Source organism: Priestia sp. FSL W8-0524 (genome assembly GCF_038005965.1).
Taxonomy (GTDB): Bacteria; Bacillota; Bacilli; order Bacillales; family Bacillaceae_H; genus Priestia; species Priestia zanthoxyli.
The window spans coordinates 990663-1016711 of the sequence record NZ_JBBOUG010000001.1; the positions used below are offsets into that span (position 1 = coordinate 990663).

Sequence of the window (26049 nt, forward strand, 5' to 3'; positions counted from 1 at the left end):
TATTAAACAGCAAGGGAGTTTTTAGCATAATGAGTGAAATCGTTGCAAGCTACTTACTACATGACAATAAAGGAAATTTTCATAAAAAAGCGGAAGGAATCGCTTTAGGACTAACCGTCGGCTCATGGACAGATCTGCCGCTTTTAGATCAACAGCAGCTTCAAAAGCATAAAGGGCGCGTCGTATCCGTAACTGAGCTTCAAGACTGCGAACGTGTTAACGGATATTTAGGCGGAGAGGTTAAGCAGGCTATTGTCAAAATTGCTTATCCTACTGCCAACTTTTCAAGAGATTTACCGGCTATTTTAGTTACGGTTTTCGGAAAACTATCACTTGATGGAAAAGTGAAATTATTAGACTTGGATTTTCCTGATGAATTATTAGCTGAATTCCCAGGACCGCGCTTTGGAATAGAAGGTATACGAGAGAAACTAGGCGTTTATGACCGTCCGCTTGTGATGAGTATTTTTAAAGGCGTGATTGGAAGAGACATGACGTACTTAACAACTCAGCTGCGTGAGCAAGCGCTTGGCGGAGTGGATTTGGTTAAAGACGACGAGATTTTGTTTGATAGTGAACGAACACCTTTTGAAACTCGCGTTACAGAAGGAAAAAAAGTACTGAATGACGTATACGAAAAAACGGGACACCGCACGCTGTATGCTGTTAATTTAACGGGACGAACGTTTGAATTAAAAGAAAAAGCGAGAAAAGCAGCTGAGCTAGGAGCCGATGCTCTTTTATTCAACGTATTTGCTTACGGGTTAGACGTACTGCAGGCACTTCGAGAAGATGATGAAATTAACTTGCCGATTATGGCACACCCAGCTGTTAGCGGAGCGCTTACGCCATCAGAGTTTTACGGTTTTTCAAATTCATTACTGCTTGGAAAACTATTGCGCTTAGCCGGAGCAGATTTCTCACTGTTTCCATCACCATACGGAAGCGTAGCGCTTTCTCTTGAAGATACGACAGGCATTGCCTACGAATTAACGCGTCCTGTGTACAAATATAAGCAGACTTTCCCGGTTCCTTCAGCAGGAATTCATCCTGGGATGGTACCGCAGCTTGTGAAGGACTTTGGAATCGACAGCATTATTAATGCAGGAGGCGGAGTTCACGGTCATCCAGACGGCGCTATCGGAGGAGGAAAAGCATTCCGTGCGGCGATAGATGGAGTACTCTCTCATCAAACACTAGCCGAAAAAGCGGAAGAATCAAAAGAGTTGCAAAAAGCTTTGCAACTATGGGGAACAGTAGAGGTGAAAGCATGACATCGTTAAAAATCTTTTGTGACTTTGATGGAACAATCACAAATAGCGATAACATTATTGCTATTATGAAACAATTTGCTCCTCCGGAGTGGGAAAGTATTAAAGACGACGTGCTAGCACAGCGCGTCTCCATTCAAGAAGGAGTAGGGCAAATGTTTGCCTTGCTTCCCGTGGAATTAAAGGAAGATATTATTTCTTATATTTTAGAGACGTCTGCTATTCGAGATGGATTTGATGATTTTATTGCCTATACAAAAGAGCATCATATTCCGCTTTATATTGTAAGCGGAGGAATTGACTTTTTTGTAAAACCGCTTTTGGGAAATCGAATTGCAGAAGAAATGCTCTACTGCAACGGATCTGATTTTTCCGGTGAGCATATTTCCATTACGTGGCCTCATACATGTGATAAACAGTGTACAAATGACTGCGGCTGCTGTAAGCCAACGATTATTCGCCATCTTGCAGATGAAAGAGATCATACGGTTGTTATTGGCGATTCAATTACAGATTTGCAGGCTGCCAAATTAGCTGACACTGTCATTGCGCGTGACTTTTTAATTAAAAAATGCGAAGAGCTATCTCTACCGTATCGTCCTTTTTCTACTTTTTATGATGTGATTCACCATTTACAAGAATTAACAGAAGAGGTGAAAGCATGAGTATTATGGCTCAGCAAAGATTACACGAGCTTGCAGATATAAAAGATGAGTTGGCAGAGCGCGATTGGTTCTTCGGTACAAGCGGAAACTTAGCGATTAAAGTGGATCAAAATCCGACAACTTTCTTTGTATCAGCAAGTGGAAAAGATAAAAGAAAACGCACAAATGAAGACTTTTTGTTAGTTGATCAATACGGGAAGCCTGCAGAAGAAACGCATTTAAAGCCTTCTGCTGAAACGCTTTTACACGTTAAGATTTACGAGTCAACGAATGCTGGGTGCAGCCTTCATGTACATACAATCGACAACAACGTGATCTCTGAACTGTACGGAGATGAAGGGTTTATTTCATTCAAAGGCCAAGAAATTATTAAGGCACTGGGTATTTGGGAGGAAGATGCGGAAATTACTGTTCCGATTATTCCGAATTACGCGGATATTCCGACACTAGCAGAAGAATTTTCTCATCATATAAAAGGCGATCAAGGCGCGATTTTAATTCGTAACCACGGAATTACGGTATGGGGCAAAAATGCGTTTGAAACAAAAAAAGCGCTAGAAGCCTATGAATTTCTATTTAGCTACCATGTGAAATTACTATCACTTAAAGGCATTAAGCCAAAGGTGCATTTATAAAAGGAGGAAATAAAAATGGCGCAAATTCGCTTACATGTAAATAATAAAAGAATTGAAACTCAAGAGGAAGTATCAGCTTTTCTGGCAAACAATGAAGTTATTTATGAAAACTGGGATATTACAAAACTTCCAGAAAATCTTCGTGAAAAATATGATTTAACTGATGAAGAAAAAACAGAAATTTTAAACGCTTTTGGTGAGGATATTAAAGATATTTCTGAACGCCGCGGCTATAAAGCGCAAGATGTTATCTCGTTATCGGAATCTACACCAAACATTGATGAATTGTTAAAAAACTTTCAGCGCAAGCATATTCATACAGATGACGAAGTTCGCTTTATCGTAAGCGGTCATGGAATCTTTGTTATTCAAGGAAAAGACGGTGAATTTTTTGATGTTGAATTAGAGCCGGGCGATTTAATTTCAGTACCAGAAAACATTCTTCATTACTTTACACTAATGGAAGATCGTAAAGTAGTCGCTGTGCGAATTTTCGTGACAACTGAAGGATGGGTACCTATTTACGCATAACAACTACTTGTAAAGCATAGGTCATGATCACCCCGCTTTTACATCTAAAAGCGGGGTATTCTTTGGATTATTATAAAACTAACTATTTTTATATGAATAATAAGTTTAATAGGAGGAACACCATGAAAAAGAGTAAAAAAATGCTGTGGCCACTTACTTTGCTCGTGCTTCTAGTTTTTGCGCTGGCTGCCTGCACGAAAGAACAGCCAAGTCTAAACGAGAAAGCACAGGCAGCTCCAGCGCAGCAAGCGGCTTCTGCTAAGCCTGTACAGCAAGAAGGAAAAAAGATTACGAAAGATACAAAAATTGCTCTTATTTCTGAATTTACGTCAGGCACTCACGCTGCTCAGTACATAACAGGTGTGACAAAAGCGGCTAAAAAAGCAGGAGTACAGCTATCCGTTTCTGATTCTAATAATGATCAATCTAAAATGGCGGCGTATTTAGACACGGCTATTAACCAAAATGTTGACGGTATTATGATTGACCACGGCCGGGCTGAAACCCTTGAACCTGGCGTGAAGCGCGCGATTGCAAAAGGGATTCCCGTTATTGCAACAGACGTAGAATTAAAAGTAGAAGGCGTTACAACGATTGACCAAGATGATTATATGCTTGCGCTCCAGGGGCTAAAGCAAATGATGCAGGACATTAACGGAAAAGGAAATATTGTATATGCGTTTGTTGGAGGCTTTGCACCGATGGAAAAACGCGACAGCATTTATAAAATTATGATGAATCGCTATCCAGATGTAAAACAAATTGCCACGTTTGGAAGCGCAACAGACAACACCTCTCTAGACACTCAAAATAAAATGGCGGCTGTATTAAAGCAGTATCCAAATAAAGGAGACATTGCAGCCGTTTGGGCACCTTGGGACGAATTTGCAAAAGGAGTCACAAGAGCGATTAAAGAAGCAGGACGAGATGAGATTAAGGTATATGGAGTGGACTTATCTGATGAAGACCTGCAAATGATGCAGGCAAAAAACAGCCCGTGGAAAGCGTCAGCTGCTGTAAACCCAGCTTCAGTAGGAGAAAAGCAGGTTGACCTGCTTCTTAAAAAGATTTCCGGTCAAGAGATCCCTCGTTATTATTCCTTTGATCCGGTTTTAGTCAAACAAACTGACTTGCCTAATCAAACGATTAATATGGACCAGCTTAGTCAGTACGTAGAAGAATGGGGTAAAAAAGAGTAGAAGTGGAGGGACAGACATGACGAACGAGCTTTCAATGAAGAACATTACAAAAAACTTTGGTTCTTTTCAAGCGCTGAACAAAGTTGATTTTACTGTTCAAAAAGGGGAAATTCATGCTTTATTGGGAGCCAATGGTGCCGGTAAAAGTACGTTGATGAAAATATTGTGCGGAGCTTACGACGAGTACGAAGGAAAGATTTACAAAGACGGAGGAGAAATCTCTATTTCTTCTCCTAAAGAAGCGAAGAGCCACGGCATCGGCATTGTACACCAAGAAGTCGATGTAGCGCTGATTCCTTCGCTATCAGTAGCTGAAAACATTGTGTTAGACGTGCAGGTTTCTAAGAAAAGTAAGACATTTGTAAACTGGAAATCTATTTATAAGAAAGCGGAAGAAGCTCTTTCTTTACTTGGTTCTTCTTTATCCGTTAAAAAAAATGTTGTTGATCTAACTCTATCAGAAAAACAGCAGGTGCTTATTGCACGTGCAATTGTACAGAATGTTGATTATTTAATTTTGGATGAACCAACCGCACCTCTTAGTGTGGAAGAGACGAAACAATTGTTTTCTGTGATGAGAGAGCTGAAGAAAAGCGGAGTAGGCATTATTTATATTTCACATCGCCTTCAAGAAGTGGTTGATATTTGCGACCGCTTAACGGTTTTAAAGGACGGACGCTATGTAGCTACAAAAGAAACTTCACATACATCAATTGAAGACGTGATTACGCTCATGTTAGGAACGTCTTCTGTAAAACAGTGGGTCAAAAAATCAGTAGAAGTTGGAAACGAACTTTTACATGTAGAAGCATTATCCCTTCCAGGGCGCCTTTCGAATATCTCTTTTCATGTAAAAGAAGGAGAGGTAGTCGGTATTGCAGGGCTTGTAGGAGCAGGGAAAACGGAGCTTTGCCGAAGTCTATTTGGTTTAGAGCAATATGTCAGCGGCAGCGTTCGGTTAAAAGGCAAGAAACTAAAGTTGAATAAGCAGCCGTATTATTATATTGCACAAGGTCTTTCTCTTGTTCCTGAAGAACGAAGAAAAGAAGGAATTTTTGTTCATGAATCGATTGCCGATAACTTAGTTTTGCCAAGTCTGTCCCGCTTTACAAATTATTCGTTTCTAAAGCGAGGAAAGATCAAAGAAAAAGCGCAGAAAACGACTGGGCAAGTTGGCGTAAAGTCTCATTCTATCGAGCAGTCAGTTGGAACGTTAAGCGGTGGAAATCAGCAGAAAGTAGCAATCGGAAAATGGCTTGTTACGGATTCTGACGTACTGTTGTTCGATGAGCCTACTAAAGGGGTTGATGTGGGCTCTAAGCGAGAGATATTCGACTTAATTACAGGTCTTGTGTCACAGCAAAAAGGCGTTGTTTATGCAACCTGTGAATTCGAAGAGCTGCTAGGGGTAGCGGATCGAATTTATGTTATGTACAACGGGAAAATCGTGAAAGAATTATCCAAAGAAGAAGCAACTAGTGAAAAATTATTTTATTATACAGCAGGAGGAGTAAAAGGATGAGTGCGGAGTATGTAACAGAACCTGTAGCGAAACCAAAGAGAAAAATAAGCGTTTTCGACTTTTTTTACAAATATGGGACAGTCTTAATGATTTTTGTTATTATGATTATTTTTTCCATTGCCACACCTAACTTTTTAACAGGAGAAAACATTAGTGATATTCTGCGCTCTATTTCCATTGTTACCTTAATTGCGCTTGGTGTAACGATATCGTTAACGGTCAACGGACTCGACTTATCTGTAGGATCTACGGCTGGTTTAGCCACTATTTTATCAGCTTCTATGCTCGTTTTACACAGACAAGAAATTGCAGTTGCGATCATTGTTCCGATTATTGCATCGCTTCTCATCGGGTTAGTGAATGCTTTTTTAGTAGTGAAAGTAAAGATTCCTGATATTTTAGCCACGCTTTCAATGATGTTTATCGTACAGGGGATTTTATTAACGTATACAAAAGGCTCAGCTATTTATACCAATATGCCTTTACCAAGCGGAGAAAGAGCTCCGGGAATTTTCATTCCTTCTTTCCTTGCGCTGGGGCAAGGTCACTTTCTAGGTATTCCCGTCCCTGTGATCATTATGCTGCTGACTGTGCTGCTTGTTCATATCGTTTTTTCCTATACAAAGTTTGGTCGTTTTTTCTACGTAACAGGAGGTAACATAGAAGCAGCAAGACTTTCGGGTGTACCGGTTAATCGTTATCGTATGTATGCCTATATGTTTTCAGGTTTGCTTGCTGGAATTGGAGGAGTCGTTTTAGCTGCCCGTATTGGAGTAGGAGAAGTGAACGCAGGCTCACCATTTTTAATGGATGCCGTAGCTGCTACATACATTGGCTTTTCCGTATTTGGAGCAGGGAAACCGAATGTATTCGGGACGCTGATTGGCTCTATTTTAATTGGTGTGCTGTTAAATGGATTAACGATGCTAAATGTTCCGTATTATATGCAAGATATTATTAAAGGAGCTGTATTAGCAGGAGCCTTGGCTTTAACGTATTACCGCTCGAAACAAACATCTACGGCTGTGTAAACAGCCGTTTTTTTTCGTTTGAAATCGGGAAGAATAAGGAAAAACAATAGTATAATCTATTATTTATGTAGAAAGAGGGAGTATAGATGAAACGTGTCGTCATTATAGGAGGAGTAGCCGCCGGAATGAGCGCAGCTTCACAGCTTCGCCGGATGAAAGAAAAAGAAGAAGTGGAAATCCATGTGTTTGAAAAAGGTGGAGATATCTCTTACAGCGCATGTGGCATGCCTTACTATCTGTCAGGTGTTGTAAAAGAAAAAGACGATTTGATTGCTCGTACGAAACAAGAGTTTGAAGAGCGAAATATCTCCGTCCATCTTTTTCACGAAGTTAAAGAAGTAAACCATACAAAGAAATACATAGTAGCACAAGATGTCAAAACGCACGCTGAAAAAGAGATAACATATGATGAACTCATCATTGCAACTGGAACAACGGCTGTTAAACCTAATTTTATGAGTGATAACATGCCGAATGTATGCACATTAAAGTCATTAGAAGACAGCGAAAGAATCTATACATATCTACAGGCTCACTCCGTAGAAAAAGTCACTATTATTGGTGGAGGATATGTCGGAATGGAAGTAGCTGAAGCAATGAAGGCTTTGGGAAAAGAAGTACGGGTCATTGAACAGGGAAAGCAGATTCTATCTATTTTAGATCAAGACATGGCAGAGCATCTACAAAAGCAGCTAGATGACGATATTTTATTTCATTTCGAAGAAGAAGTGGAAGCATTGCTGCATTCAGATGGTTCCGTCACTCACGTTCAAACAAACCGTCAAACGTACCAAACGGATTTAGTGATTGTAAATGTAGGAGTTCGTCCGAATACGCAATTCTTAGAAAGAAACGGACTAAGAATGCTTGAAAATGGAGCTATTTTAGTAAACGAGAAGTTGGAAACCAACGTGCCTCATACCTACGCAGCGGGAGATTGTGCAACGAGCTATCACCGCGTATTAAAAAAAGATGTTCATATTGCTCTTGGAACCATTGCCAATAAGCAGGGAAGGGTTCTTGGTTACCGATTAGGGGGAGAAAATAGAAAATTTCCGGGTGTTTTAGGTACAAGCATTGTCAAAGTGATGGACTATGAAATCGGAAAAACCGGTATTTCAGAAAGAGAAGCAAGAGAAAATTCTCTTTTATACAAAGCCATCACAGCCGAGGCTCCGAGTCATGCTTCTTACTATCCAGGAGCTGAGAAGATGGTCATAAAACTTGTTTATCATCCTGAAACAAAAGAGATTCTAGGAGTTCAAATGATTGGGAAAGAAGGAGTTGCAAAACGAATCGATGTATTTGCGACAGCTATTACTTGCCGCCTCACAACAGATGAAATAACCATGCTAGATCTTTCATATGCCCCTCCTTTTGCTACGGTATGGGATGCTGTACAAATCGCTGCTCAAAAAGCTGAATAAAAAAGAGGCTGGGACAAAAGTAGTTGAGTCCAAGTAAAAAACGAACCATTCATCAACCTGTTTGATGAGTGGTTCTTTTTTTTTGTGATGGTGCACATCGTTTTATTTGTTTCGTTCCTTCTAGCAATTGATTGGAGGGCAAGGAGAAGACTCCCGCGGAAAGCGAAGCCTTGCACGGAAATCAATTGCGGTGTCATAAGCAGTCCAGCTCATGTATCTCATTCGTTCGTCTTTCGATTGGATTTATTTCGTTATGTCTCAACCTCTTTTTTATTCGACAAGCAGCATCTTTTGTCGAAAAACAACTTGTAAAAAAAAGATAAACGGTATTCCTATAGTAATGTAAGCGTTTGTAAATTCCGACAAAATAATTTTTTTGCGAAAAAAATGTCTATTATTGCGACTCTATTTACATATTTAGTAGAATTTGTAATAATGCGTTATAAGCTAATTTCTTTGTCATAGGAGAGGATTTTGTGTTTGGAGTGAGAAATAGAACGAAATCAGAGAGATTATTAGTGGAAATCGTCCAAAAAAGACAAAAGATGGTGCAGCTCGGAGAAGAAAAAGGTCTGACTAATGAAGAAACCGTTACCTGTAGTCAAGAGCTTGATCAGCTCTTACTCGTTTATCAAAAGCAGCGTTTAAAAGAAGAGGAAGAAAAGACATCGTTTGCCACACTGATTAGCCGCTTTTTATCTTTTTCAAAGCTGTAATGCAGGACAAGCATTCGGGATCGGGCAGTGAAACAATTACGCTGCCCGTGGCCTCTCTTCAGCTTTAAAAAATGTTAATTAAAAAAATCATAAACAAAATACCAAAAATAAACGAATAAGTAGCAAATCTTTCGTTTCCATCGCCGTGACTTTCCGGAATTAACTCTTTATAAATAATAAAAAGCATGGCTCCAGCAGCAAACGCTAATCCATATGAAACGAGAGACTCCACAAAATTAGTTAAATAAAACCCGAGTAAAGACGTTACAATTTCAACTGATCCTGTAAGGGTAGCAATTAAAAAGGCTTTTATTTTACTGATATTTTGCTGAGCTAAAAATAGCGCGACCAACAGTCCTTCAGGTGCATTTTGAAGACCGATTGCAAGGGCAATTAAGTTCCCTGTATTTTCAACATTTGAAGCGTAGCTCACACCAACAGACAGTCCTTCAGGAAGGTTGTGCAACGTAATAGCGGAAACAATTAAAAGTGCTTTTTCATCAAACTGTATGCCGGTTTTAGAATGCTCAAGATCAATGTGAGGAATATTCTGCTCCAAGAGTGTTAATGTTACCACGCCAAGCAGTAAGCCAATCGCTAAGGAAAAAAAACCGCCGCTTTGAAGAGATTCTGGAATCAAGCTCATAGTAGAAGCTGCTGTCATAATGCCTGCAGTGAGCGCAAGAAGTATATCTTTCCAGCGATGAGTGAGTTCTTGATTCAAAAATAGAATAGGCAAAGCGCCTACTCCAGTCGATAGCGCAGAAAGAATGCTTCCAATTAGTACCTCAGTCATAAACCGTCTCCTTTTACGTATTCTTCTTTTTATCCTCAATTCACATCGTTCTTTTAGTGTATGTTTTTTTGTTTTCTATGAGCATGACTATTTTAAAAATGAACAGCTTTATGCAATAATTTTACAAAAAAGTTGAACCAGTGAAGGTTCAACTTTTTAGGTGAAGTACAGCTCCTGAACTTGGTTAGCAATGTGCTCAAGCTTATTGGAAACTTGAGGAATGCCATATCCTACATACAAAGGAGATGTGGCAAAGCGAGGAATGATTTTCGCTGCAATTTTGCCGTTTTTAAGATTATAAAAAAACAAGTTGTAGCTCGTGCAGCTACGATGAAAATGATTTAATAAATAGTGAGCAGCCGTTTGAAGATAATCTGCAAACGTGTGCAGCTCTTTGTCAAGCTGATCTGTTATCACGTTAAATTCAAAAAAGCCCATTCGAGGTTTTACAGATAAATTAAATGTGACGTGTTCATTTTTGGCAATTGTGACTCCTTCAAACTGCTCTAGCTTCACATTTTCATTTACATCCATCTCATTTAAACCAATAATTTGCATATGAGGATGTCGTAATGATCCTCCAGACATGGGGCCGTGGTTTTTAAAGAAAAGAACAGAAGCATATTCTCCGCTGTTCATCATCGATATCCATCGTTCAGTAGCAAAACTCAGCAAGGTATACAGATGTTCTTTTGGATAAATAGATAGTTCTGACGAACACTCATCGGTCTCAATAATAACCGTCTGATAAGCATCTTGCAGAACGGGAAACTTATTTTTTAGCCAAATGATAGGTCCTTGTTTTTCAATGATGCCTGTAAGAGATTCTACGTCGCAAAAGGGACAGGGGTTTTGCCGGTTAACGATTGTTTCAGGCTTTTGCGAACCAATCGCGGAATTAAATAATAAATGGGTTGGTTTCATAATCATTCACCTTTTTATGTAATGTTCATATGTTTATTGTATTAAAAGCATATGTATAAATCCACTTATATACATTTTTTATCAAAAAAATTGTACAAGCAGAGAGAATAACCGATGAAATAAGCCTGCTTTGATTGACTTTGAAGGGAAATTTTAGTATTATCTTGATATCAAGATAATATCAAAGGAACTGATTAAAATGACGAATGATGTAACTAGAGAAGAGTTAGACCAATCTCTTAAATTATTTATTGTACTATCTCGTGCCAATCGTTCAATTAATGATCATGTGCATAAATTTATTCAACAGCATGGAATGAATCCAACCGAATTTGCTGTCCTAGAGTTATTGTACCACAAAGGCCAGCAGCCTCTTCAGCAAATTGGCGGAAAAATTCTGTTGGCAAGCGGCAGTATTACGTATGTAGTAGACAAGCTTGAGAAAAAAGGCTTCTTGGAGCGCGTTGCTTGTCCGAACGATCGTCGCGTAACCTATGCAGCTATCACCAAGCAAGGCAAGGAAATGATTGAAAGCATGTTTCCGAGTCACGAAAAAAGAATTCATGATATTTTATCCGTTTTATCTAGCGAAGAAAAGGAAGTTGCCATTTCGATGCTTAAGAAACTAGGGCACTATGCAGATGAATTTTTGCCGGAATCGACTAATTAAGTAAGGAAAGCTCGTTTGTTTCTGTTGAACAAACGAGTTTTTTCTATGACTTCTTTCATGACCAATCGACATAAAAAATAAAAAGTGACAAAAAATTGAAATTAACAGGAATACAGCTGGATAAAAACGAATTAGGTTACATACAGACATATAGAGGAAGGGGAATAAATGATGAAATTTGAGAATTATACATATACGCGACCTGATATGAATGAAATTGAAAAGCAGTTTGAAAAGGCCATTACACATTTTACGGAAGCAGGGTCAGTCAGTCAGCAAAATGAGGCAATTCGTCTAGCAAACGATGCATATTCTCAGTACAGTACAATGGGGAACATCTGCTATATTCGTCATTCTATCGACACAGCCAATGAATTTTATAAAGAAGAACAAGACTATTTTGATGAAACACAGCCGCTTTTAGAAGGATACGTAGAGAAATTTTACAAAGCCTTAATCTCTTCACCTTTTAAACCGGAACTAGAAGAAAAGTGGGGAAAGCAGCTGTTTTCTCTTGCTGAAATGCAGTTAAAAACGTTCTCTCCTGAAATAGTAAAAGAGCTACAGGAAGAAAATAAGCTATCATCTCAATATACGAAGCTAGTGGCGTCAGCTAAAATTGTATTTGAAGGAGAAGAAAGAACGTTAGCTCAGCTCGATCCGTTTATGGAGTCATCTGATCGAGAAATGAGAAAAAAAGCAGCAGAAGCGAAGTTTCAATTTTTCACTGATCATGAAGAGGAATTTGATGATATTTACGACAAGCTTGTAAAAGTGCGGACTAAGCTTGCTGAAAAATTAGGCTATAAAAATTTCGTAGAAGTGGGCTATGCTCGTATGTCTAGAATAGGGTACGATGCTGAAATGGTTGCCGCTTTTCGCCAACAAGTGAAAGAGTATATTGTTCCCCTTACTGAAAAACTAAAAAAGCGTCAGCAGGAAAGAATTCAAGTAGAGAGCTTAACTTATTATGATGAACCGTTTCAGTTTGAAACAGGAAACGCAGTGCCAAAAGGTGATGAAAAGTGGATTATTGAAAATGGACGGGTTATGTATAAGGAGCTTTCTAAAGAAACGGACGAATTTTTTTCCTTTATGCTTGAAAATAATTTAATGGATTTAGTCGCTAAAAAGGGCAAAGCAGGCGGAGGCTACTGTACGTTTATTGAAGAATACAAAGCGCCGTTTATTTTTTCAAACTTTAATGGAACATCAGGCGATATTGATGTGTTAACGCATGAAGCAGGGCATGCTTTTCAAGTGTATTCCAGCCGAGATATGGAAACCAATGAGTATCACTGGCCTACGCATGAAGGAGCTGAAATTCATTCGATGAGCATGGAGTATTTTACATGGCCTTGGATGGAGTTGTTCTTTAAAGAGGACAAAGATAAATACCAGTTTTCTCATTTAAGCTCAGGCTTAACTTTCTTGCCTTACGGGGTAGCAGTTGATGAATTTCAGCATGCTGTATACGAACGCCCTGAGATGACGCCTTCGGAACGAAAACAAACGTGGCGAGAAATTGAAAAGAAATATATGCCTTCTAAAAACTATGACGGCCATCACTATCTAGAAAGCGGGGGCTTCTGGCAGCGTCAGCTTCATATTTACACGTCTCCGTTTTATTATATTGATTACACGCTCGCTCAAATTTGTGCATTTCAATTTTGGAAAAAAGATCGGGAAAATCATGAACAAGCATGGCAAGATTACGTTCATTTGTGTAAGCTTGGCGGAAGTAAGCCATTTTTAGAATTAGTAGAGGAAGCGAATTTGATCTCTCCATTCGAAGAGGGCTGCGTGCAGTCTGTAGTAGATGAAATTGAAAGCTATTTAAATAGTATTGATGATAAAAAGCTATAAAAAAAGCCGCGTTTGCGGCTTTTTTTTATTGACATGTTCCTTCTTTCCATAAAGGAATCGTAAGGGTAACGCTGGTTCCTTCGCCCACAGTGCTTTTAATCTCAAATGTTCCTTTATGCTGATACAGAATGTTTTTAATCACAACAAGTCCAAGACCGGTGCCTGATGGCTTCGTGGTAAAAAAGGGCTTTTGAATGTGCGTAAGCAAATTTGAGGGAATACCCACTCCTGTATCTTTAATGAAAATAGTAAGGCCTTTAGTATGCTGAGTAACGTTTAAATGAATTTCTCCTCCGCTAGGCATAGCTTCGAGCGCATTTTTTAATAAATTAATGAGTACTTGCTTAATTTGATTGGCATCACAGCAGATGTATGTATGCGGAGCTTCCACCTGCGTTTTAACTACGACGTTTTTTAATACACATTCTGATTCATACAGAAGAATAACGTCATTTAAAATAGTAGAGAATGCATGTTTTTTCATAACCGTATCATGAGGTTTAGCGAGCAATAAAAATTCTCCAACGATTGAGTTAATACGATTCAGTTCACTCAGCATGATGGTTGTATAAGAATGGTAGCGGCTGCTGTCTTCATGAATAAGCTGAATAAATCCATTCAGGGAAGTAAGCGGATTTCGAATTTCATGAGCGATGCCCGCTGCCATTTCGCCGGCTAAAGATAATTTATCGGTTTGGCGAAGAAATTTTTCTGTTTCCTTTTCTTCTGTAAGATCGCGTGAAATACCAAAAAGCGCAACGACTTGCTGATCACGATTAAAAATAGGTGAAACAGTAATTTCTACGTCAATTATTTTTCCGTCTTTTCGCTTATCTTGGGTTTCAAAGGCTACCAGCTTTTCTCCTTTTTTAACCCTTTCTAATCGGTTTTCAGCGTCGCCTTTTAAGCCAGCAGGAATAAATGGGATGGCTTTTCCGACAATTTCTTCCGCTTTCCATCCGTATATTTGCTCAAAAGCATCGTTTACTTTAATCACTTTGCCGTCTAGACTGAATACGGAAATGGCGTCGCGATTGTATGTGAAAAAAGATTGTAAATACTCTTGAGCTGAGTAAAGTTCATCTTCGGTTTTGTTCATTTTGACCGTCGTAATAGCAATCAATTTTTTAGAGAAATGAGCACAATACAACAAAATAATCATTGTGATCAGCGTAAACAAAATGAAATAAACGATATCTAATTTCACGAAAGTCACAGATGTAAAAAGAGTGTTGCTTACATAAAAGTACAAAACAATTATTATGGACATTAATGTAGAAGTTACAATAGCGATATAGCTATAGTAAATAAAGCTAACAATTATTCCAAGAAACAAAAACAAATAATTAATAACAGCAGGTTCAATAGATGTTATGTACGTAATATAGGCATAATAGCATATAAAAAAAGAATACATAATGATAGCAGGATGAAAATGAAAGTAATACATAGCCGTCACTACCAATAATAAAACCCCTCCGCTTATAAAAACAATCAGATGAGGATCAGCTGCAATAAAGTGGTATAACACAATGTGGACAAAATACAGCAGCCAAAAAATAAGTAAAAGAATAAAATTACGTTTTTTTATGAGGTTGTGTGATTCCATAAAAAATCCCTTTCTTAAATGGTGAATAACTTTATAGGAGAATAACTTCATAGTCAGCTAGTCGCACGATACAGTAATATATCACTCATATTAGCATAGTTACAACTATGTGAATAGCCGAATTGAGCACTTAGACCAAGGAAGATAGATCTAGAATGTGGCTGGTCATAAACTATTAAGGAAATATGAGGGGAATATGAACGAAATGAAGGAGATGTAAAGCTTTTGTGATAACCTTGTAAAAGTGAACTTTTTTCCAATTGGATAGGCTATACTGCCAGTAGAGCCATATGAATGGTGACTACATAGAGGCTCAGATGATTCGAAAGGAGACGGTAAAATGAACAAAAGTTTATTAGTCAAGTTATTTGGATCACTTCTAGCAATTATGTTAATCACAGCATGCAACTCACAAACGGATGAAAAAGATGCAACAGAACAGCAAACTGAACAGTCGGATGATACTCAATCGGAGGATACAACAACAGATGATTCACAGGAAACAATGAAGCAAGACGAAGCAGATGACTCATCTGGGGATGAAGCAGCTGATGATCAAGAAGAATCAACGGATAGTGCGGACGAAAAAACAGATGAAAAAACAGATGAAAGTAAATAAACGAAAGTATTTCTATAAAAAAAGCGACTCAAGTAGAGTCGCTTTTTCTATTAGTTTTGTACGGTGATTTCGCTCGCTTCATTTAACGTTACGTTCACTGTTGATACGTCCGCATCATCTAACAGTAAATCTGTAATTCGATCTTCAAGCTGTTCTTGAATTGCTCGGCGGAGTGGTCTAGCACCGAATGCAGGGTGATAGCCAAGTTCAGCCAGTTTTTCTTTTACCTCATCTGCTACGCTCAGCGTGATGTTTTGTTCTTGTAATGTTTCTTTTAATTCAGCAAGCATAAGGTCAACGATTTTAATCAAGTTATCTTTTTCAAGGTGATTAAATTCAATGATTGTATCAAATCGATTTAAAAACTCTGGTTTGAAATAAGATGAAAGTGAATCTAAAACGGATGCCTGCTTAAGCGCATCATTTTCTGCGTCAAACCCAACCGTAATTTTCTTTTCACCTACACCAGCGTTACTTGTCATAATGATAACCGTGTCTTTGAAGCTTACTGTGCGACCTTGACTATCCGTTAGACGTCCATCTTCTAAAATTTGCAAAAACATATGCTGAACGTCTGGATGAGCTTTTTCAATTTCATCTAGTAAGATGATGGAATAAGGGTTACGGCGTACTTTCTCTGTTAATTGTCCTGCCTCTTCGTGACCTACGTAGCCAGGAGGTGAACCGATTAATTTAGACACCGCGTGTTTTTCCATATATTCACTCATATCTAGACGAACCATTGCATCTTTTGAGCCGAACAGTTCTTCAGCTAATGTTTTGGTTAACTCTGTTTTACCGACACCTGTTGGACCGACAAATAAGAATGAACCAATTGGGCGATGCTTCGCTTTTAATCCAGCGCGAGAACGTCGAATTGCTTTTGCTACTTTTTCGACAGCTTCCTGCTGTCCGATTACTTTTTGAGCTAAGTGCTCTGCTAAATGCTTCATTTTTGCTGATTCATTTTCTTGAAGTTTACCAACAGGGATACCCGTTTTCTTTTCAATAATGGCTTGAATGTCAGCAATATCCACATTCATTTTTTGCTGTTCTTCGTTTAGTTGTTTTTCAAGAGCAGCTTCTTCATCGCGCAGTTTTGCCGCTACTTCATATTTTTCATCCTTTAGCGCCTGCTCTTTTTCTTTTGTAATTTCTTTTAAGCGAGCGGCTGCGTCGTCTTTATTTGTAATGCCTGCCTGTAAGTTCATTTTTGAACCTGCTTCATCTAGCAAGTCAATTGCTTTATCAGGCAAGAAACGATCTTGAATGTAGCGGTGTGATAAATTTACACAAGCGCGGATCGCTTCATCTGTATAGCTAACGCCGTGATAATCTTCATATTTACTTTGAATTCCTTTTAGAATTTCAACGGCTTCTTCTACAGACGGTTCGTGAACCATAACCGGCTGGAAACGTCGTTCAAGAGCCGCATCTTTTTCAATGGAACGGTACTCTTTTAAAGTTGTAGCTCCGACTACTTGAAGTTCACCTCGTGCAAGAGCAGGTTTTAAAATATTGCTTGCGTCCATTGAACCTTCCGCTGAACCTGCTCCTACAAGAAGGTGGATTTCATCGATAAATAAAATCACGTTTTTTCGCTGTTGAAGCTCAGAAATTAACTGTTTCATACGCTCTTCAAATTGACCTCGCACGCCCGTATTAGCTACGAGTGATGCTACATCTAACAGATATACATCTTTATTTAGCAGCTTTGCAGGAACTTTTCCTTCCGCAATTTTTAAAGCTAACCCTTCGACTACAGCTGTTTTACCAACACCGGGTTCTCCAATTAGTACCGGGTTGTTTTTGTTTCTTCTATTTAAAATTTCAATGACGCGCTCTACTTCTTCTTCGCGGCCAATAACAGGGTCAATTAATCCCGTTTTCGCAATTTGAGTTAAGTTTCGACCAAATTGATCTAAAAAGCCTCCGCCGCCGTTTCCTTGCTGTGGCTGCTCCGGTGCAGCTTGTTCGTGCGCCATTTGCTTGAATAAATCATCGATGTTCATAAAGCCGCCACCTCCAAAGCCTGATGGGATTTTATGTTCTTTCATTAGTGCTTGATAACATGTATGACATAAACGATATTGAGATTTTTGATTATTTGTTTGTACATTTAATTGAATAGATGCTTCACGTTTATTACAGTTTTGACAAATCATTTAATTAGCCTCCCTAAATGATTTTAATCGAAGATCAGCAGGTGTTTGACCTTTCTTGACCTTTCGTAATCTCATTATACTTTGACCTTTTTTGACTTTCAAGTCTTTTGCTTAAAAATTTTTTGAGGGAAGTTCCTCGCTTATGTGCAAAAGGTAGTACATTAAAAAAACGTGTGTTTTGTGTGTACCCGTTTTATATATATAAAAACATTAGAAGCATTTTGTACAATGATTTGCTTAGATAGAGAATAAATATTAATAAGAAGAAAAGTGGAAAAATGAGTGCAGAGCCTGCCGTTGGATAAAATAAGTTATTGACAGCAAGAAGGATAAAAATTATACTCAAGAAGGTTTGCACTTAACTGCGTAAAAGCATAAAAGCGTTTAAGTGAAAAAGAAAGATAGAAAGGGAATCCCTCATGAAAAAAGAAATTTCATTTATACAATCAATAGCGGTGGTTTTGGTGCTATTAGCTATTATTTTTGTTTCATTATTTATGTTAAAGCTCCCGCCTCATATTCCGCTAATATTTGGTGTAGCATTTATTAGTGTGATTGGCTTTTTGTTGAAATATAAGTGGACAGAAATGGAGAAAGGCATTTTAGACGGTGTTAGACTTGGCATTAAGCCTATCCTTATTCTAATGCTGATCGGGATGCTCATTGCGATTTGGATGGTAGGAGGAACGATACCGACGATTTTATCCTACGGCTTCCACTGGATTTCACCGCAGTACTTTTTAATTAGTGCTTTGGTTATCACCGTGTTAGTTTCAACATTCACGGGAAGTTCATTAACAACCGTCAGTACGGTAGGAGTCGCTTTATTTGGCGTGGGAACTGCTATTGGTGTACATCCAGGGCTAGCAGCAGGGATGATTGTTTCAGGAGCTGTGTTTGGAGATAAGATGTCTCCATTGTCTGATACAACAAATTTTGCTTCTGGTATCGTTGAAGTACCGCTCCCTAAACATATTCAGCATATTACGTGGACGACGGTTCCAAGTATTGTTATTACAGCAATCATTGCATTGGTAATCGGAATGAACGGAAATCATGAAAGCGTCAATTACGGAGAAATTCAAGGAATTCAAGAAGCATTAAAACATACGTTTAATTTACACGTGTTAACGTTGCTTTCTCCACTCTTAGTTCTTATTTTTTCGATGAGAAGAGTCGATGTATTGCCAACGTTAGTTTTAGGGATTGTAACGGCCATTATTACAGGAATGATTACACAGCATGAATTTACGCTGAGTCAATTGCTAGGGGTTCTTCAAAGCGGGCCAGCAATCGAGTCAGGAAATAAAGTAGTCGATGCGATTGTAAACAAAGGCGGATTACAGTCCATGATGTTTTCTATTTCTCTTATCATGATTGCCTTGTCGCTAGGTGGCTTGATGAGAGCGGTTGGAATTATTGATGCTTTATTAGAAGGATTAGCAAAACAAATCCGCCGCAGCGGAGACGTTATTTTTGCTACGCTTCTATCTTCAATTGGAGTGAACGTTATTACAGGAGAACAGTATTTATCAATTCTTCTGCCTGGGCAAACGTTTAAGCCGCTGTATGAAAAGTGGAACTTAGACCCGAAAAACTTATCACGAACGCTTGAAGACGGTGGAACGGTTATTAATGCTATTATTCCGTGGGGTGTCAGCGGAGCTTTTATTTCAACTGCATTAAATATTCCAGCGGCTGACTATATTCCATTTACATTCTTTAGCATTTTATGTCCGATTTTTTCAATTATTTTAGCATATACAGGCATTGGTATTGCCAAGAAAAAAGCTCAGTCTTAACTGGGCTTTTTTCTTTTTAAAAAAGGACAGGTAAAAAACGACAAAAAAAGTATCATTCCACTTTTCAAATCTATAATTTAATAATACAATTTACTATACGTCTTTCCTGTTCATGTACTTGTATGAATTCTTATTTCTTTATTAATGAAGAAATTTGGGTTTTGCGGTATGATAAATAAGCTGTATTGGCGATGGGATGAATGCCCTTTTTAGCAAACATTTAAGAAGGGTAAAGGCAAATGAAAACACTCATTATAAAAGAGAAAAGATATTTATTGAGGAGAGGGTTTCTGTTGAAAAAATGGGGCATCATTGCATTAATCACTGTAGCTGTGCTCGGTGTGACAGCGGTTTTTAACCGAGCTGAAAGTGATGATGTAAATAAAGAAAAATTGAATTTATTATCGCCTTATTCAAATAAAGTAGATGTATATAGCATTACGTATCCTAGTGATAATTTAAAGATAAAAGGGTTTTTAGTACAGCCTAAAGACATTGCAGACAAACATTATCCGCTTTTAGTATATAATCGCGGAGGAAATCGCGAACATGGCATGATTCGCGCAAAAACACTTCAGTATTTGTCATACTGGGCAAGTAAAGGCTACGTCGTTGTTGCGACTCAATACAGGGGAAATGGCGGAAGTGAAGGAACAGAGACGTACGGCGGTAAAGATATTGACGACGTATTAAATCTTATTAAATGGGGAGAACAGCTTCCTTATGTAAATCACCAGCAAAAGGTAGCGCTAGGATATTCACGCGGCGGTATGATGACGTATTTAACGATGAAAAACGGCGTTAAATTTGATGCTGTTGTCGTACAATCAGGTATTACAGACATGTTTCAATTCTACGACCAAAGAGGGCCTGAAATGAAACAAGTGCTGCGGACAATTGTAGGAGATCCGGCGCAGTATCCAGAGAGGTATAAAAGTCGTTCTGTTGTCTACTGGAGCGATAAAGTAAATTCACCTCTTTTAATTTTACAGGGTGATCATGATCGTAAAGTTCATCACACTCAGGCTGAAAAGCTTGTGAAACAACTAGATGAGCAGGGAAAAGAATACAAATATGTACTGTATAAAAACGGAGACCATCCGCTAACTGCTTATTATGATCAATATAACGCGGAAATTGATAAATGGTTTAAAATACATTTAGCTAAGCAGTAAAGAAATTGGAAGCAGTTTTGATGAATGGAAAAGAGCAGCTTGTTTTATCCTACTACATGTAAGCATATAAAAAGGGGATGAAGCAAAATGACTCAGTCTAAAAGTCAAAAAGAGCGTCAGTGGAACGTACGAAAGCAATCACAAAACCCATCGCATGGAAAAGTAAAGTCTTTTGAAGAACTATCAGAAGAAATCACGCCTAAACGTAAATAAGCTAACCATCATATAAAAGAAGACACAAAAAAGGAGAGCTGAAGCTCTCCTTTTTCTATGTTTGTTTATGGATTTGTAGACCACATGCCCGCAGATTTGATAAAAATACGTGGATGCAGCTTTAATTGTGCTACCATAATTTCTGCTAGGTCTTCAGGCTGCATCACTTTATCAGGATTGCCATCCGTTAAGTTTTCTTTATATGCTAATTCCGTTGCTACTGTACTTGGTGTTAGAGCTGTTACACGAATATTGTGTTTGCGCACTTCTAGCGCTAAAGATTCAGTTAAGCCAAGCACGCCAAATTTTGAAGCGCTGTAAGCACTTGTAACGGGAGCGCCTTTTTGACCAGCAGTGGATGAAATATTGATGATGTCTCCACCATTTTTTTCGATTAATTGAGGTAGAACGGCGCGCGTTACGTAGTAAACGCCCATTAAATTCACATCAATGATTTGTTTCCACTCAGCTGGGTCTAGCTCTAAAAAGCCTCCGAATTTACCGATTCCCGCATTGTTGATTAAGATATCCGTTGCCCCTAATTTTGTATGTAGATGCTCAACTGCTGCGTTTACTTCTTCCATAGAAGAAACGTCTGCTGTTGCATAAGCAACTTGTACATCAAATGCTTCCAGTTCAGAAGCAACAGCCTTTAAATCTGCCTCTGTACGAGCAATTAAACCGATATTTACGCCTTCTTTTGCTAATTCAATTGCAGTTGAACGACCGATGCCTTTTCCTGCTCCTGTAATAAGAGCTACTTTGCCTTTAAGTGATTGTGCCATGTATAGACTCCTTTCAATGTTCCGTATAAACATTCTTCATAATAACGAAGAATTATCCATTACTATCCTATAGAAATGCACAAATGATGTCAAAAATAAAGATTATTAAAATGGCTTCAAGTATAAATTTCCTTTTCATACAAAAACTATAGAGACTAAAAAGAAGAAATTCCGTTTCTTTTCGTTCAATGTAGTGGAGGATGAACAATGCGTATTAAAAAACTATCGGAGTTAACGAATAAATCCAAACAGCGGAAAGAAAAAGCTGGTGAATCGAAGGACTCTAAGGCAACTAGTGCTTCTTCCACTGAGGAAGAGCAGAAATTGTCGGAGAGAGTGGGAGATAATATCTTCCACATGAAAAAAGCATTGGGACAGAGCACGGACTTAGTGACAAGAGAGTTTCGAATTTCAATTGAAGAAAAATTCACTTTAGGTGTTGCTTACATCGACGGATTGGTAAATAAAGATGAAGTTGAACACTATGCGCTGGACTCCATTATGCATTATCACGATGAGCATTTAACTCATGATGACGGTGTCGTTAATATGTACGAGTTGATTAAAAGCTATAGTTTGGCGGCCGGTGAAATTATGGAAGCCAAAACATTGGATGATGCTCTTCTTCATGTTTTATCAGGAGATACCGTGCTGTTTTTAGAAGGGTATCAAACGTGTATTGTGGCAAGTACAAGAGGGTGGAGAGACAGGGCTGTTTCTGAACCACAATCTCAGACCGTTGTAAGAGGACCTCGAGACAGTTTTACAGAAACACTGCGAACGAATACCGCATTGATTCGGCGCCGAATAAAATCTCCAAAACTTTGGATTGAATCTCAGCAAATAGGAGAGTTTACAAAAACGGATATTGCGCTCGTTTATATAGACGGCATTGCGGATGAACAGGTCATTCAAGAGGTAAAAGAGCGTCTTTCTAAAATTGATATAGACGGTATTTTGGAGAGCGGATATATCGAAGAGTTGATTCAAGATGAAGATTATACACCTTTTCCTACTATGCATAACACGGAGCGTCCAGACTCCGTGGCAGCAGGTCTTTTAGAGGGGCGGATAGCCATTTTAGTAGACGGTACACCTTTTGTATTGATGGTTCCTGCCCTATTTATTCAATTTTTTCAGGCGGCCGAAGATTATTACCAGCGCGCAGATATTAGTACATTGATTCGCTTAATGCGCTACATGGCATTTTTCTTAGCCCTTTTAACACCTTCTGCTTATATTGCTTTAACTACTTTTCATCAAGAGATGCTTCCTTTTGCTTTGTTAATTAGTATTGCAGCTCAAAGGGAAGGTGTGCCTTTTCCAGCTATTATTGAAGCGTTTATTATGGAAATCACGTTTGAAATTTTGCGAGAAGCGGGAGTCCGATTGCCTCGAGCAGTAGGTTCAGCTATTTCAATCGTGGGAGCACTCGTTTTAGGAGAAGCCGCCGTACAAGCTGGATTAGTATCGCCTGCAATGGTTATCGTTGTATCCATCACCGCTATTAGTAACTTTGTTTCACCGGTGTATGATATGGCCATTGCAGTAAGGATGCTGCGCTTTATTTTAATGGTTTTAGCAGCTACTTTTGGCTTGTTCGGTATTATCCTCGGGCTAATTTTAATGATTTTACATTTATGCAGCTTAAGGTCATTTGGAGTCCCTTATATGACACCTATGGCTCCCTTTGTGAAGCGTGATCAAAAGGATGTTCTAATTAGACGTTCGATCAAAAAAATGAAAACAAGGCCAAAGCTTATTAACGAGAAGAATATTTCACGTCAAAAGACGCAAAAAAACTAAACTGTGCAAAGGTGGCCGGTTACTATGAAAGCATTTCTGATGTTATGTATCTGTTCATTGCTGTTAAGCGGCTGCTGGAGCAGTCGAGAGTTGAATGAGCTAGCCATTACGGTTGCTGTCGGAATTGATAAAGCAGAAGATGGCATTATTGTTACAGTTCAGCTGATTAACCCTGGTGATATTCAGGCCAAAACCCCTACAAACGGGCCTTCTGTTACCACATTCTCTATTAAGGCTTCATCTGTAATGGAAGGGTTAAGAAAAATAACGACAAAATCCCCGCGGAAAATTTATCTTTCTCATTTACGAATGCTAGTCATTAGCGAAAGCATGGCGGAAGAGGGTATTGCTGAAGTGCTTGATTTCTTTGCTCGGGATCATGAAGTGCGTACCGATTATTTTGTTGTTGTTGCTAAAAACACGAAAGCATCGAGCGTTCTGAACGTATTAACAACAATTGAAAAAATACCAGCTAACCATATGTTTGCTTCATTAGACGTCTCTCAGCGTATTTGGGCACCCACTAGAGGCGTAAAGTTAAATGAACTGATCAGTAACTTAACGAGCGAAGGAAAGCAGGCGGTGTTATCGGGAGTATTGGTCAAAGGCGACGTGAAAAAGGCAGGAGATATGTCGAGCATTTCCCGGACCAATCTGTCCACCCTGCTCAATTTTAAAGGATTAGGTGTCTTTCAAAATGATAAGCTGATCGGCTGGTTCAATGAAGACGAAAGTAAAGGATATAACTATATTACAGGAAATGTAAAAAGTACGTTAATTGTTATTCCATGCGAAGGAAAAGAAAAACAGCACGATATCATCGGAGTAGAAATGCTTCGAACGAACGTGAAGGTAACGGCTTCTATGAAAAACCATAAGCCTCATATTCACGTGGATTTAAAAGGTGAAGCAAACGTGGCAGATGTAGAGTGTCAAGTAAACTTACAGGACCCAGCTGTAATCAATATGCTCGAACGAAAAACAGCAGCGGACGTAAAAGAAAAAATGAATGACGCAGTGGAAAAAGCTCAAAAAGATTATAAAAGTGATATCTTCGGTTTTGGAGAAACGTTTTACAGACAAGATGTAAAGAGATGGTACAAAATGAAAAGAGACTGGAACAGAATTTACGCAGAAGATTTAACCGTCGATTTAGATGCCAAAGTTCAAATCCGTCGCTTAGGCACGTTAAATAACTCATATATGAAGCAAATGAAGCATTAAGGAGAAAGAAAATGGAGGGATTTATCGCCTTACTCGTACTTCTTGCTTATTTGACTAAAAAAATTATGATTAACTTCCGAAAGGAAAAGTATTACCGTGAAATCGTTGTCTATCTTTGTCTTATAGGTATGGGTTTATTCTTTTGGGGAGCCATTACACTCCGTAAAGAAGTACCTACGCCTCTGTACTTTTTAGAGGAACTCATTAAGCCTCTTACTAAAACCGTTCATCATCTGTTATTTACGTAAGCATGTAGGAGAGAAGGGGTGTATGATGCAAATAAAAGAATTTATTACTCCGAAACAACTTCTTTTTCTCATTTATTTTTTTTGTATCGGAAGCGCTATTTTGGCAGTTCCGGCTACGTTATTAGAAACGAATAGACAAAATGCCTGGGTATGTAGTGTGCTTGCTATTGGCTTTGCCCTTTTAATTGTTGCGGTGCTGTTATGGCTGATGCACCGTTACCCTCAGCAAACGTTCATTGAAATAGCTAAAAAAGCGCTAGGTCCTTACGCCGGAGCGTGTATGTCTCTTATTTACATTTTTTTTATGTTCATTCAATCTACGTTTTCCCTTCGAGATATCAGTACATTTATGACGACGCAAATTGTCCCTGAAACGCTGCCTACGTGGATTCATGCTCTTGTGATTTTAGCGGTTATATACGGAGGGTATTTAGGCATTGAAGTGATAGCGAGAACAGCGGAAATCTTTTTACCGTGGATCGTCGTCCCTTTTTTATTGTTAATTTCGTTAAATATTCCTCAGATGAAACTGGATCGTCTTTACCCTTTGTTTGAATTCCGCATGGATGATTTAGTGTTAGGGACCACGTATTTCTTAGGAAATCCGTTTATGGAATTGATTTTTGTGCTAATGATTACGCCTCATATAAAAGATGGCAAAAAGGTAAAAAGAATGATTGTTATCGGCACTGTGGCATCGGGCTTGACGATTACGATTGCAGTTGCGGCTTGTATATTAGCTCTTGGCGCGAATATTGCATCAATGCACAGCTACCCAGTTTATTTATTAGGAAAAATGATTTCGTTAGGTGCAACGATACAGCACGTTGAAGTATTAGTAGCTATTATTTGGATGTTATCTATCTTTTTTAAAGTTGTCATTGTGTTCTATGCTATTCAGTTAAGTATCGCTCAATTATGTAATTTACGGGTGCGCAATTTTTTGAGCTTTCCTTTAGGTCTAATCATTACAGGCGTGGCGTATTACATTATTCCAAATACAGCATACTTCAATTATTTTGAAAAATATTACTGGCCGTTTTATTTATTTGTACTAAGCGTCTGTTTTCCGTTGTTATTTATTGCGCTTTCTTATATAAAGAGAAATAAGGCAGCTAAAGGTGATAGAAGCCAACAAACATAGCATTAT

The 26049-nt window shown here is 38.6% G+C and carries 24 protein-coding genes; 19 read left to right on the plus strand and 5 right to left on the minus strand.

Annotation, left to right across the window (positions count from 1 at the left end):
* Positions 1-29 precede the first annotated feature (29 nt).
* The 9 genes from mtnW to NST66_RS04920 all read left to right on the plus strand — a co-directional run bounded on the left by mtnW (position 30) and on the right by NST66_RS04920 (position 8997).
* Entirely contained in the window at positions 30-1274 is a 1245-nt protein-coding gene (mtnW, locus tag NST66_RS04880; RefSeq protein WP_033578371.1) for a 2,3-diketo-5-methylthiopentyl-1-phosphate enolase, read from the plus strand.
* Positions 1271-1936: a 2-hydroxy-3-keto-5-methylthiopentenyl-1-phosphate phosphatase gene (locus tag NST66_RS04885; protein ID WP_033578372.1), complete on the plus strand. Its 666-nt coding sequence runs from the start codon at positions 1271-1273 to the stop codon at positions 1934-1936. Before mtnW ends, NST66_RS04885 begins: the two co-directional genes overlap by 4 nt.
* Positions 1933-2571 carry a methylthioribulose 1-phosphate dehydratase gene (locus NST66_RS04890; protein ID WP_028414166.1) on the plus strand — a complete coding sequence of 213 codons (639 nt, stop codon included), beginning with the start codon at positions 1933-1935 and terminating at the stop codon, positions 2569-2571. The genes NST66_RS04885 and NST66_RS04890 overlap by 4 nt, the downstream gene beginning before the upstream one ends.
* Positions 2572-2586: 15 nt before the next feature.
* On the plus strand, positions 2587-3102 hold the full coding sequence (locus tag NST66_RS04895) for a 1,2-dihydroxy-3-keto-5-methylthiopentene dioxygenase (RefSeq protein WP_013055961.1): 516 nt from the start codon (positions 2587-2589) through the stop codon (positions 3100-3102).
* A 122-nt stretch (positions 3103-3224) separates the two neighbouring features.
* Positions 3225-4301 carry a sugar ABC transporter substrate-binding protein gene (locus tag NST66_RS04900; RefSeq protein ID WP_028414165.1) on the plus strand — a complete coding sequence of 359 codons (1077 nt, stop codon included), beginning with the start codon at positions 3225-3227 and terminating at the stop codon, positions 4299-4301.
* A gap of 16 nt (positions 4302-4317) precedes the next feature.
* A complete protein-coding gene (locus NST66_RS04905; protein ID WP_028414164.1) occupies positions 4318-5823 on the plus strand; it encodes a sugar ABC transporter ATP-binding protein in 1506 nt (501 codons plus the stop codon).
* Positions 5820-6854, plus strand: coding sequence for an ABC transporter permease (locus NST66_RS04910; protein WP_028414163.1), 1035 nt, complete (start codon positions 5820-5822; stop codon positions 6852-6854). Before NST66_RS04905 ends, NST66_RS04910 begins: the two co-directional genes overlap by 4 nt.
* An 86-nt stretch (positions 6855-6940) precedes the next feature.
* Positions 6941-8281 carry a CoA-disulfide reductase gene (locus NST66_RS04915; RefSeq protein ID WP_340843175.1) on the plus strand — a complete coding sequence of 447 codons (1341 nt, stop codon included), beginning with the start codon at positions 6941-6943 and terminating at the stop codon, positions 8279-8281.
* Positions 8282-8757: 476 nt separating this feature from the next.
* Positions 8758-8997 (plus strand): aspartyl-phosphate phosphatase Spo0E family protein, encoded by a 240-nt coding sequence (locus tag NST66_RS04920; RefSeq protein ID WP_013082228.1) that lies wholly within the window; start codon positions 8758-8760, stop codon positions 8995-8997.
* A 64-nt stretch (positions 8998-9061) separates the two neighbouring features.
* Here NST66_RS04920 and NST66_RS04925 read toward each other — a convergent pair whose 3' ends face one another.
* Together NST66_RS04925 and NST66_RS04930 are read right to left on the minus strand one after the other, a co-directional pair.
* Positions 9062-9793: a ZIP family metal transporter gene (locus tag NST66_RS04925; protein ID WP_028414161.1), complete on the minus strand. Its 732-nt coding sequence runs from the start codon at positions 9791-9793 to the stop codon at positions 9062-9064.
* A 156-nt stretch (positions 9794-9949) separates the two neighbouring features.
* Positions 9950-10717, minus strand: coding sequence for a DUF4931 domain-containing protein (locus NST66_RS04930; RefSeq protein WP_028414160.1), 768 nt, complete (start codon positions 10715-10717; stop codon positions 9950-9952).
* A gap of 199 nt (positions 10718-10916) precedes the next feature.
* Here NST66_RS04930 and NST66_RS04935 point away from each other — a divergent pair, with 199 nt between their 5' ends.
* Together NST66_RS04935 and NST66_RS04940 are read left to right on the plus strand one after the other, a co-directional pair.
* Positions 10917-11387, plus strand: a complete 471-nt coding sequence (locus NST66_RS04935) for a MarR family winged helix-turn-helix transcriptional regulator (protein WP_013082231.1) — start codon at positions 10917-10919, stop codon at positions 11385-11387.
* A gap of 171 nt (positions 11388-11558) precedes the next feature.
* Positions 11559-13253, plus strand: coding sequence for a M3 family oligoendopeptidase (locus NST66_RS04940; protein WP_033578376.1), 1695 nt, complete (start codon positions 11559-11561; stop codon positions 13251-13253).
* A 25-nt stretch (positions 13254-13278) separates the two neighbouring features.
* Here the strand turns inward: NST66_RS04940 and NST66_RS04945 are convergent, their stop codons facing one another.
* Positions 13279-14862 (minus strand): PAS domain S-box protein, encoded by a 1584-nt coding sequence (locus tag NST66_RS04945; protein ID WP_340843176.1) that lies wholly within the window; start codon positions 14860-14862, stop codon positions 13279-13281.
* Positions 14863-15202: 340 nt separating this feature from the next.
* Between NST66_RS04945 and NST66_RS04950 the strand changes: the two genes are divergently transcribed.
* Positions 15203-15481, plus strand: coding sequence for a hypothetical protein (locus tag NST66_RS04950; protein WP_033578378.1), 279 nt, complete (start codon positions 15203-15205; stop codon positions 15479-15481).
* 50 nt (positions 15482-15531) lie between these two features.
* Here the strand turns inward: NST66_RS04950 and NST66_RS04955 are convergent, their stop codons facing one another.
* Positions 15532-17646 (minus strand): ATP-dependent Clp protease ATP-binding subunit, encoded by a 2115-nt coding sequence (locus tag NST66_RS04955; RefSeq protein WP_034268219.1) that lies wholly within the window; start codon positions 17644-17646, stop codon positions 15532-15534.
* Positions 17647-18065: 419 nt separating this feature from the next.
* Between NST66_RS04955 and nhaC the strand changes: the two genes are divergently transcribed.
* From nhaC to NST66_RS04970, 3 genes are all read left to right on the plus strand, one after another.
* The gene (gene nhaC / locus NST66_RS04960) at positions 18066-19448 is read left to right on the plus strand and encodes a Na+/H+ antiporter NhaC (RefSeq protein ID WP_154973291.1); all 1383 of its coding nucleotides are present in this window, start codon (positions 18066-18068) and stop codon (positions 19446-19448) included.
* A 293-nt stretch (positions 19449-19741) separates the two neighbouring features.
* On the plus strand, positions 19742-20623 hold the full coding sequence (locus NST66_RS04965) for an alpha/beta hydrolase family protein (RefSeq protein WP_014461062.1): 882 nt from the start codon (positions 19742-19744) through the stop codon (positions 20621-20623).
* An 87-nt stretch (positions 20624-20710) separates the two neighbouring features.
* Entirely contained in the window at positions 20711-20836 is a 126-nt protein-coding gene (locus NST66_RS04970; protein WP_013082238.1) for a DUF6254 family protein, read from the plus strand.
* Positions 20837-20901: 65 nt separating this feature from the next.
* Here NST66_RS04970 and NST66_RS04975 read toward each other — a convergent pair whose 3' ends face one another.
* Entirely contained in the window at positions 20902-21621 is a 720-nt protein-coding gene (locus NST66_RS04975; protein ID WP_028414153.1) for a 3-ketoacyl-ACP reductase, read from the minus strand.
* Positions 21622-21828: 207 nt separating this feature from the next.
* Here NST66_RS04975 and NST66_RS04980 point away from each other — a divergent pair, with 207 nt between their 5' ends.
* From NST66_RS04980 to NST66_RS04995, 4 genes are read left to right on the plus strand one after another with little or no spacing between them, the layout of a single operon-like run.
* Positions 21829-23427 carry a spore germination protein gene (locus tag NST66_RS04980; RefSeq protein ID WP_028414152.1) on the plus strand — a complete coding sequence of 533 codons (1599 nt, stop codon included), beginning with the start codon at positions 21829-21831 and terminating at the stop codon, positions 23425-23427.
* Positions 23428-23451: 24 nt separating this feature from the next.
* Entirely contained in the window at positions 23452-24651 is a 1200-nt protein-coding gene (locus NST66_RS04985) for a Ger(x)C family spore germination protein (RefSeq protein WP_028414151.1), read from the plus strand.
* An 11-nt stretch (positions 24652-24662) separates the two neighbouring features.
* On the plus strand, positions 24663-24899 hold the full coding sequence (locus NST66_RS04990) for a hypothetical protein (RefSeq protein ID WP_033578382.1): 237 nt from the start codon (positions 24663-24665) through the stop codon (positions 24897-24899).
* Between the two features lie 22 nt (positions 24900-24921).
* Positions 24922-26043 (plus strand): GerAB/ArcD/ProY family transporter, encoded by a 1122-nt coding sequence (locus NST66_RS04995; RefSeq protein ID WP_028414149.1) that lies wholly within the window; start codon positions 24922-24924, stop codon positions 26041-26043.
* Positions 26044-26049 lie beyond the last annotated feature (6 nt).

Coding starts and splice junctions, on each gene's coding strand:
- mtnW (WP_033578371.1), top strand. CDS start 30: ATGAGTGAAATCGTTGCAAGCTACTTACTACATGACAATAAAGGAAAT.
- NST66_RS04885 (WP_033578372.1), top strand. CDS start 1,271: ATGACATCGTTAAAAATCTTTTGTGACTTTGATGGAACAATCACAAAT.
- NST66_RS04890 (WP_028414166.1), top strand. CDS start 1,933: ATGAGTATTATGGCTCAGCAAAGATTACACGAGCTTGCAGATATAAAA.
- NST66_RS04895 (WP_013055961.1), top strand. CDS start 2,587: ATGGCGCAAATTCGCTTACATGTAAATAATAAAAGAATTGAAACTCAA.
- NST66_RS04900 (WP_028414165.1), top strand. CDS start 3,225: ATGAAAAAGAGTAAAAAAATGCTGTGGCCACTTACTTTGCTCGTGCTT.
- NST66_RS04905 (WP_028414164.1), top strand. CDS start 4,318: ATGACGAACGAGCTTTCAATGAAGAACATTACAAAAAACTTTGGTTCT.
- NST66_RS04910 (WP_028414163.1), top strand. CDS start 5,820: ATGAGTGCGGAGTATGTAACAGAACCTGTAGCGAAACCAAAGAGAAAA.
- NST66_RS04915 (WP_340843175.1), top strand. CDS start 6,941: ATGAAACGTGTCGTCATTATAGGAGGAGTAGCCGCCGGAATGAGCGCA.
- NST66_RS04925 (WP_028414161.1), bottom strand. CDS start 9,793: ATGACTGAGGTACTAATTGGAAGCATTCTTTCTGCGCTATCGACTGGA.
- NST66_RS04930 (WP_028414160.1), bottom strand. CDS start 10,717: ATGAAACCAACCCATTTATTATTTAATTCCGCGATTGGTTCGCAAAAG.
- NST66_RS04935 (WP_013082231.1), top strand. CDS start 10,917: ATGACGAATGATGTAACTAGAGAAGAGTTAGACCAATCTCTTAAATTA.
- NST66_RS04940 (WP_033578376.1), top strand. CDS start 11,559: ATGAAATTTGAGAATTATACATATACGCGACCTGATATGAATGAAATT.
- NST66_RS04945 (WP_340843176.1), bottom strand. CDS start 14,862: ATGGAATCACACAACCTCATAAAAAAACGTAATTTTATTCTTTTACTT.
- NST66_RS04950 (WP_033578378.1), top strand. CDS start 15,203: ATGAACAAAAGTTTATTAGTCAAGTTATTTGGATCACTTCTAGCAATT.
- NST66_RS04955 (WP_034268219.1), bottom strand. CDS start 17,646: ATGATTTGTCAAAACTGTAATAAACGTGAAGCATCTATTCAATTAAAT.
- nhaC (WP_154973291.1), top strand. CDS start 18,066: ATGAAAAAAGAAATTTCATTTATACAATCAATAGCGGTGGTTTTGGTG.
- NST66_RS04970 (WP_013082238.1), top strand. CDS start 20,711: ATGACTCAGTCTAAAAGTCAAAAAGAGCGTCAGTGGAACGTACGAAAG.
- NST66_RS04975 (WP_028414153.1), bottom strand. CDS start 21,621: ATGGCACAATCACTTAAAGGCAAAGTAGCTCTTATTACAGGAGCAGGA.
- NST66_RS04980 (WP_028414152.1), top strand. CDS start 21,829: ATGCGTATTAAAAAACTATCGGAGTTAACGAATAAATCCAAACAGCGG.
- NST66_RS04985 (WP_028414151.1), top strand. CDS start 23,452: ATGAAAGCATTTCTGATGTTATGTATCTGTTCATTGCTGTTAAGCGGC.
- NST66_RS04990 (WP_033578382.1), top strand. CDS start 24,663: ATGGAGGGATTTATCGCCTTACTCGTACTTCTTGCTTATTTGACTAAA.
- NST66_RS04995 (WP_028414149.1), top strand. CDS start 24,922: ATGATGCAAATAAAAGAATTTATTACTCCGAAACAACTTCTTTTTCTC.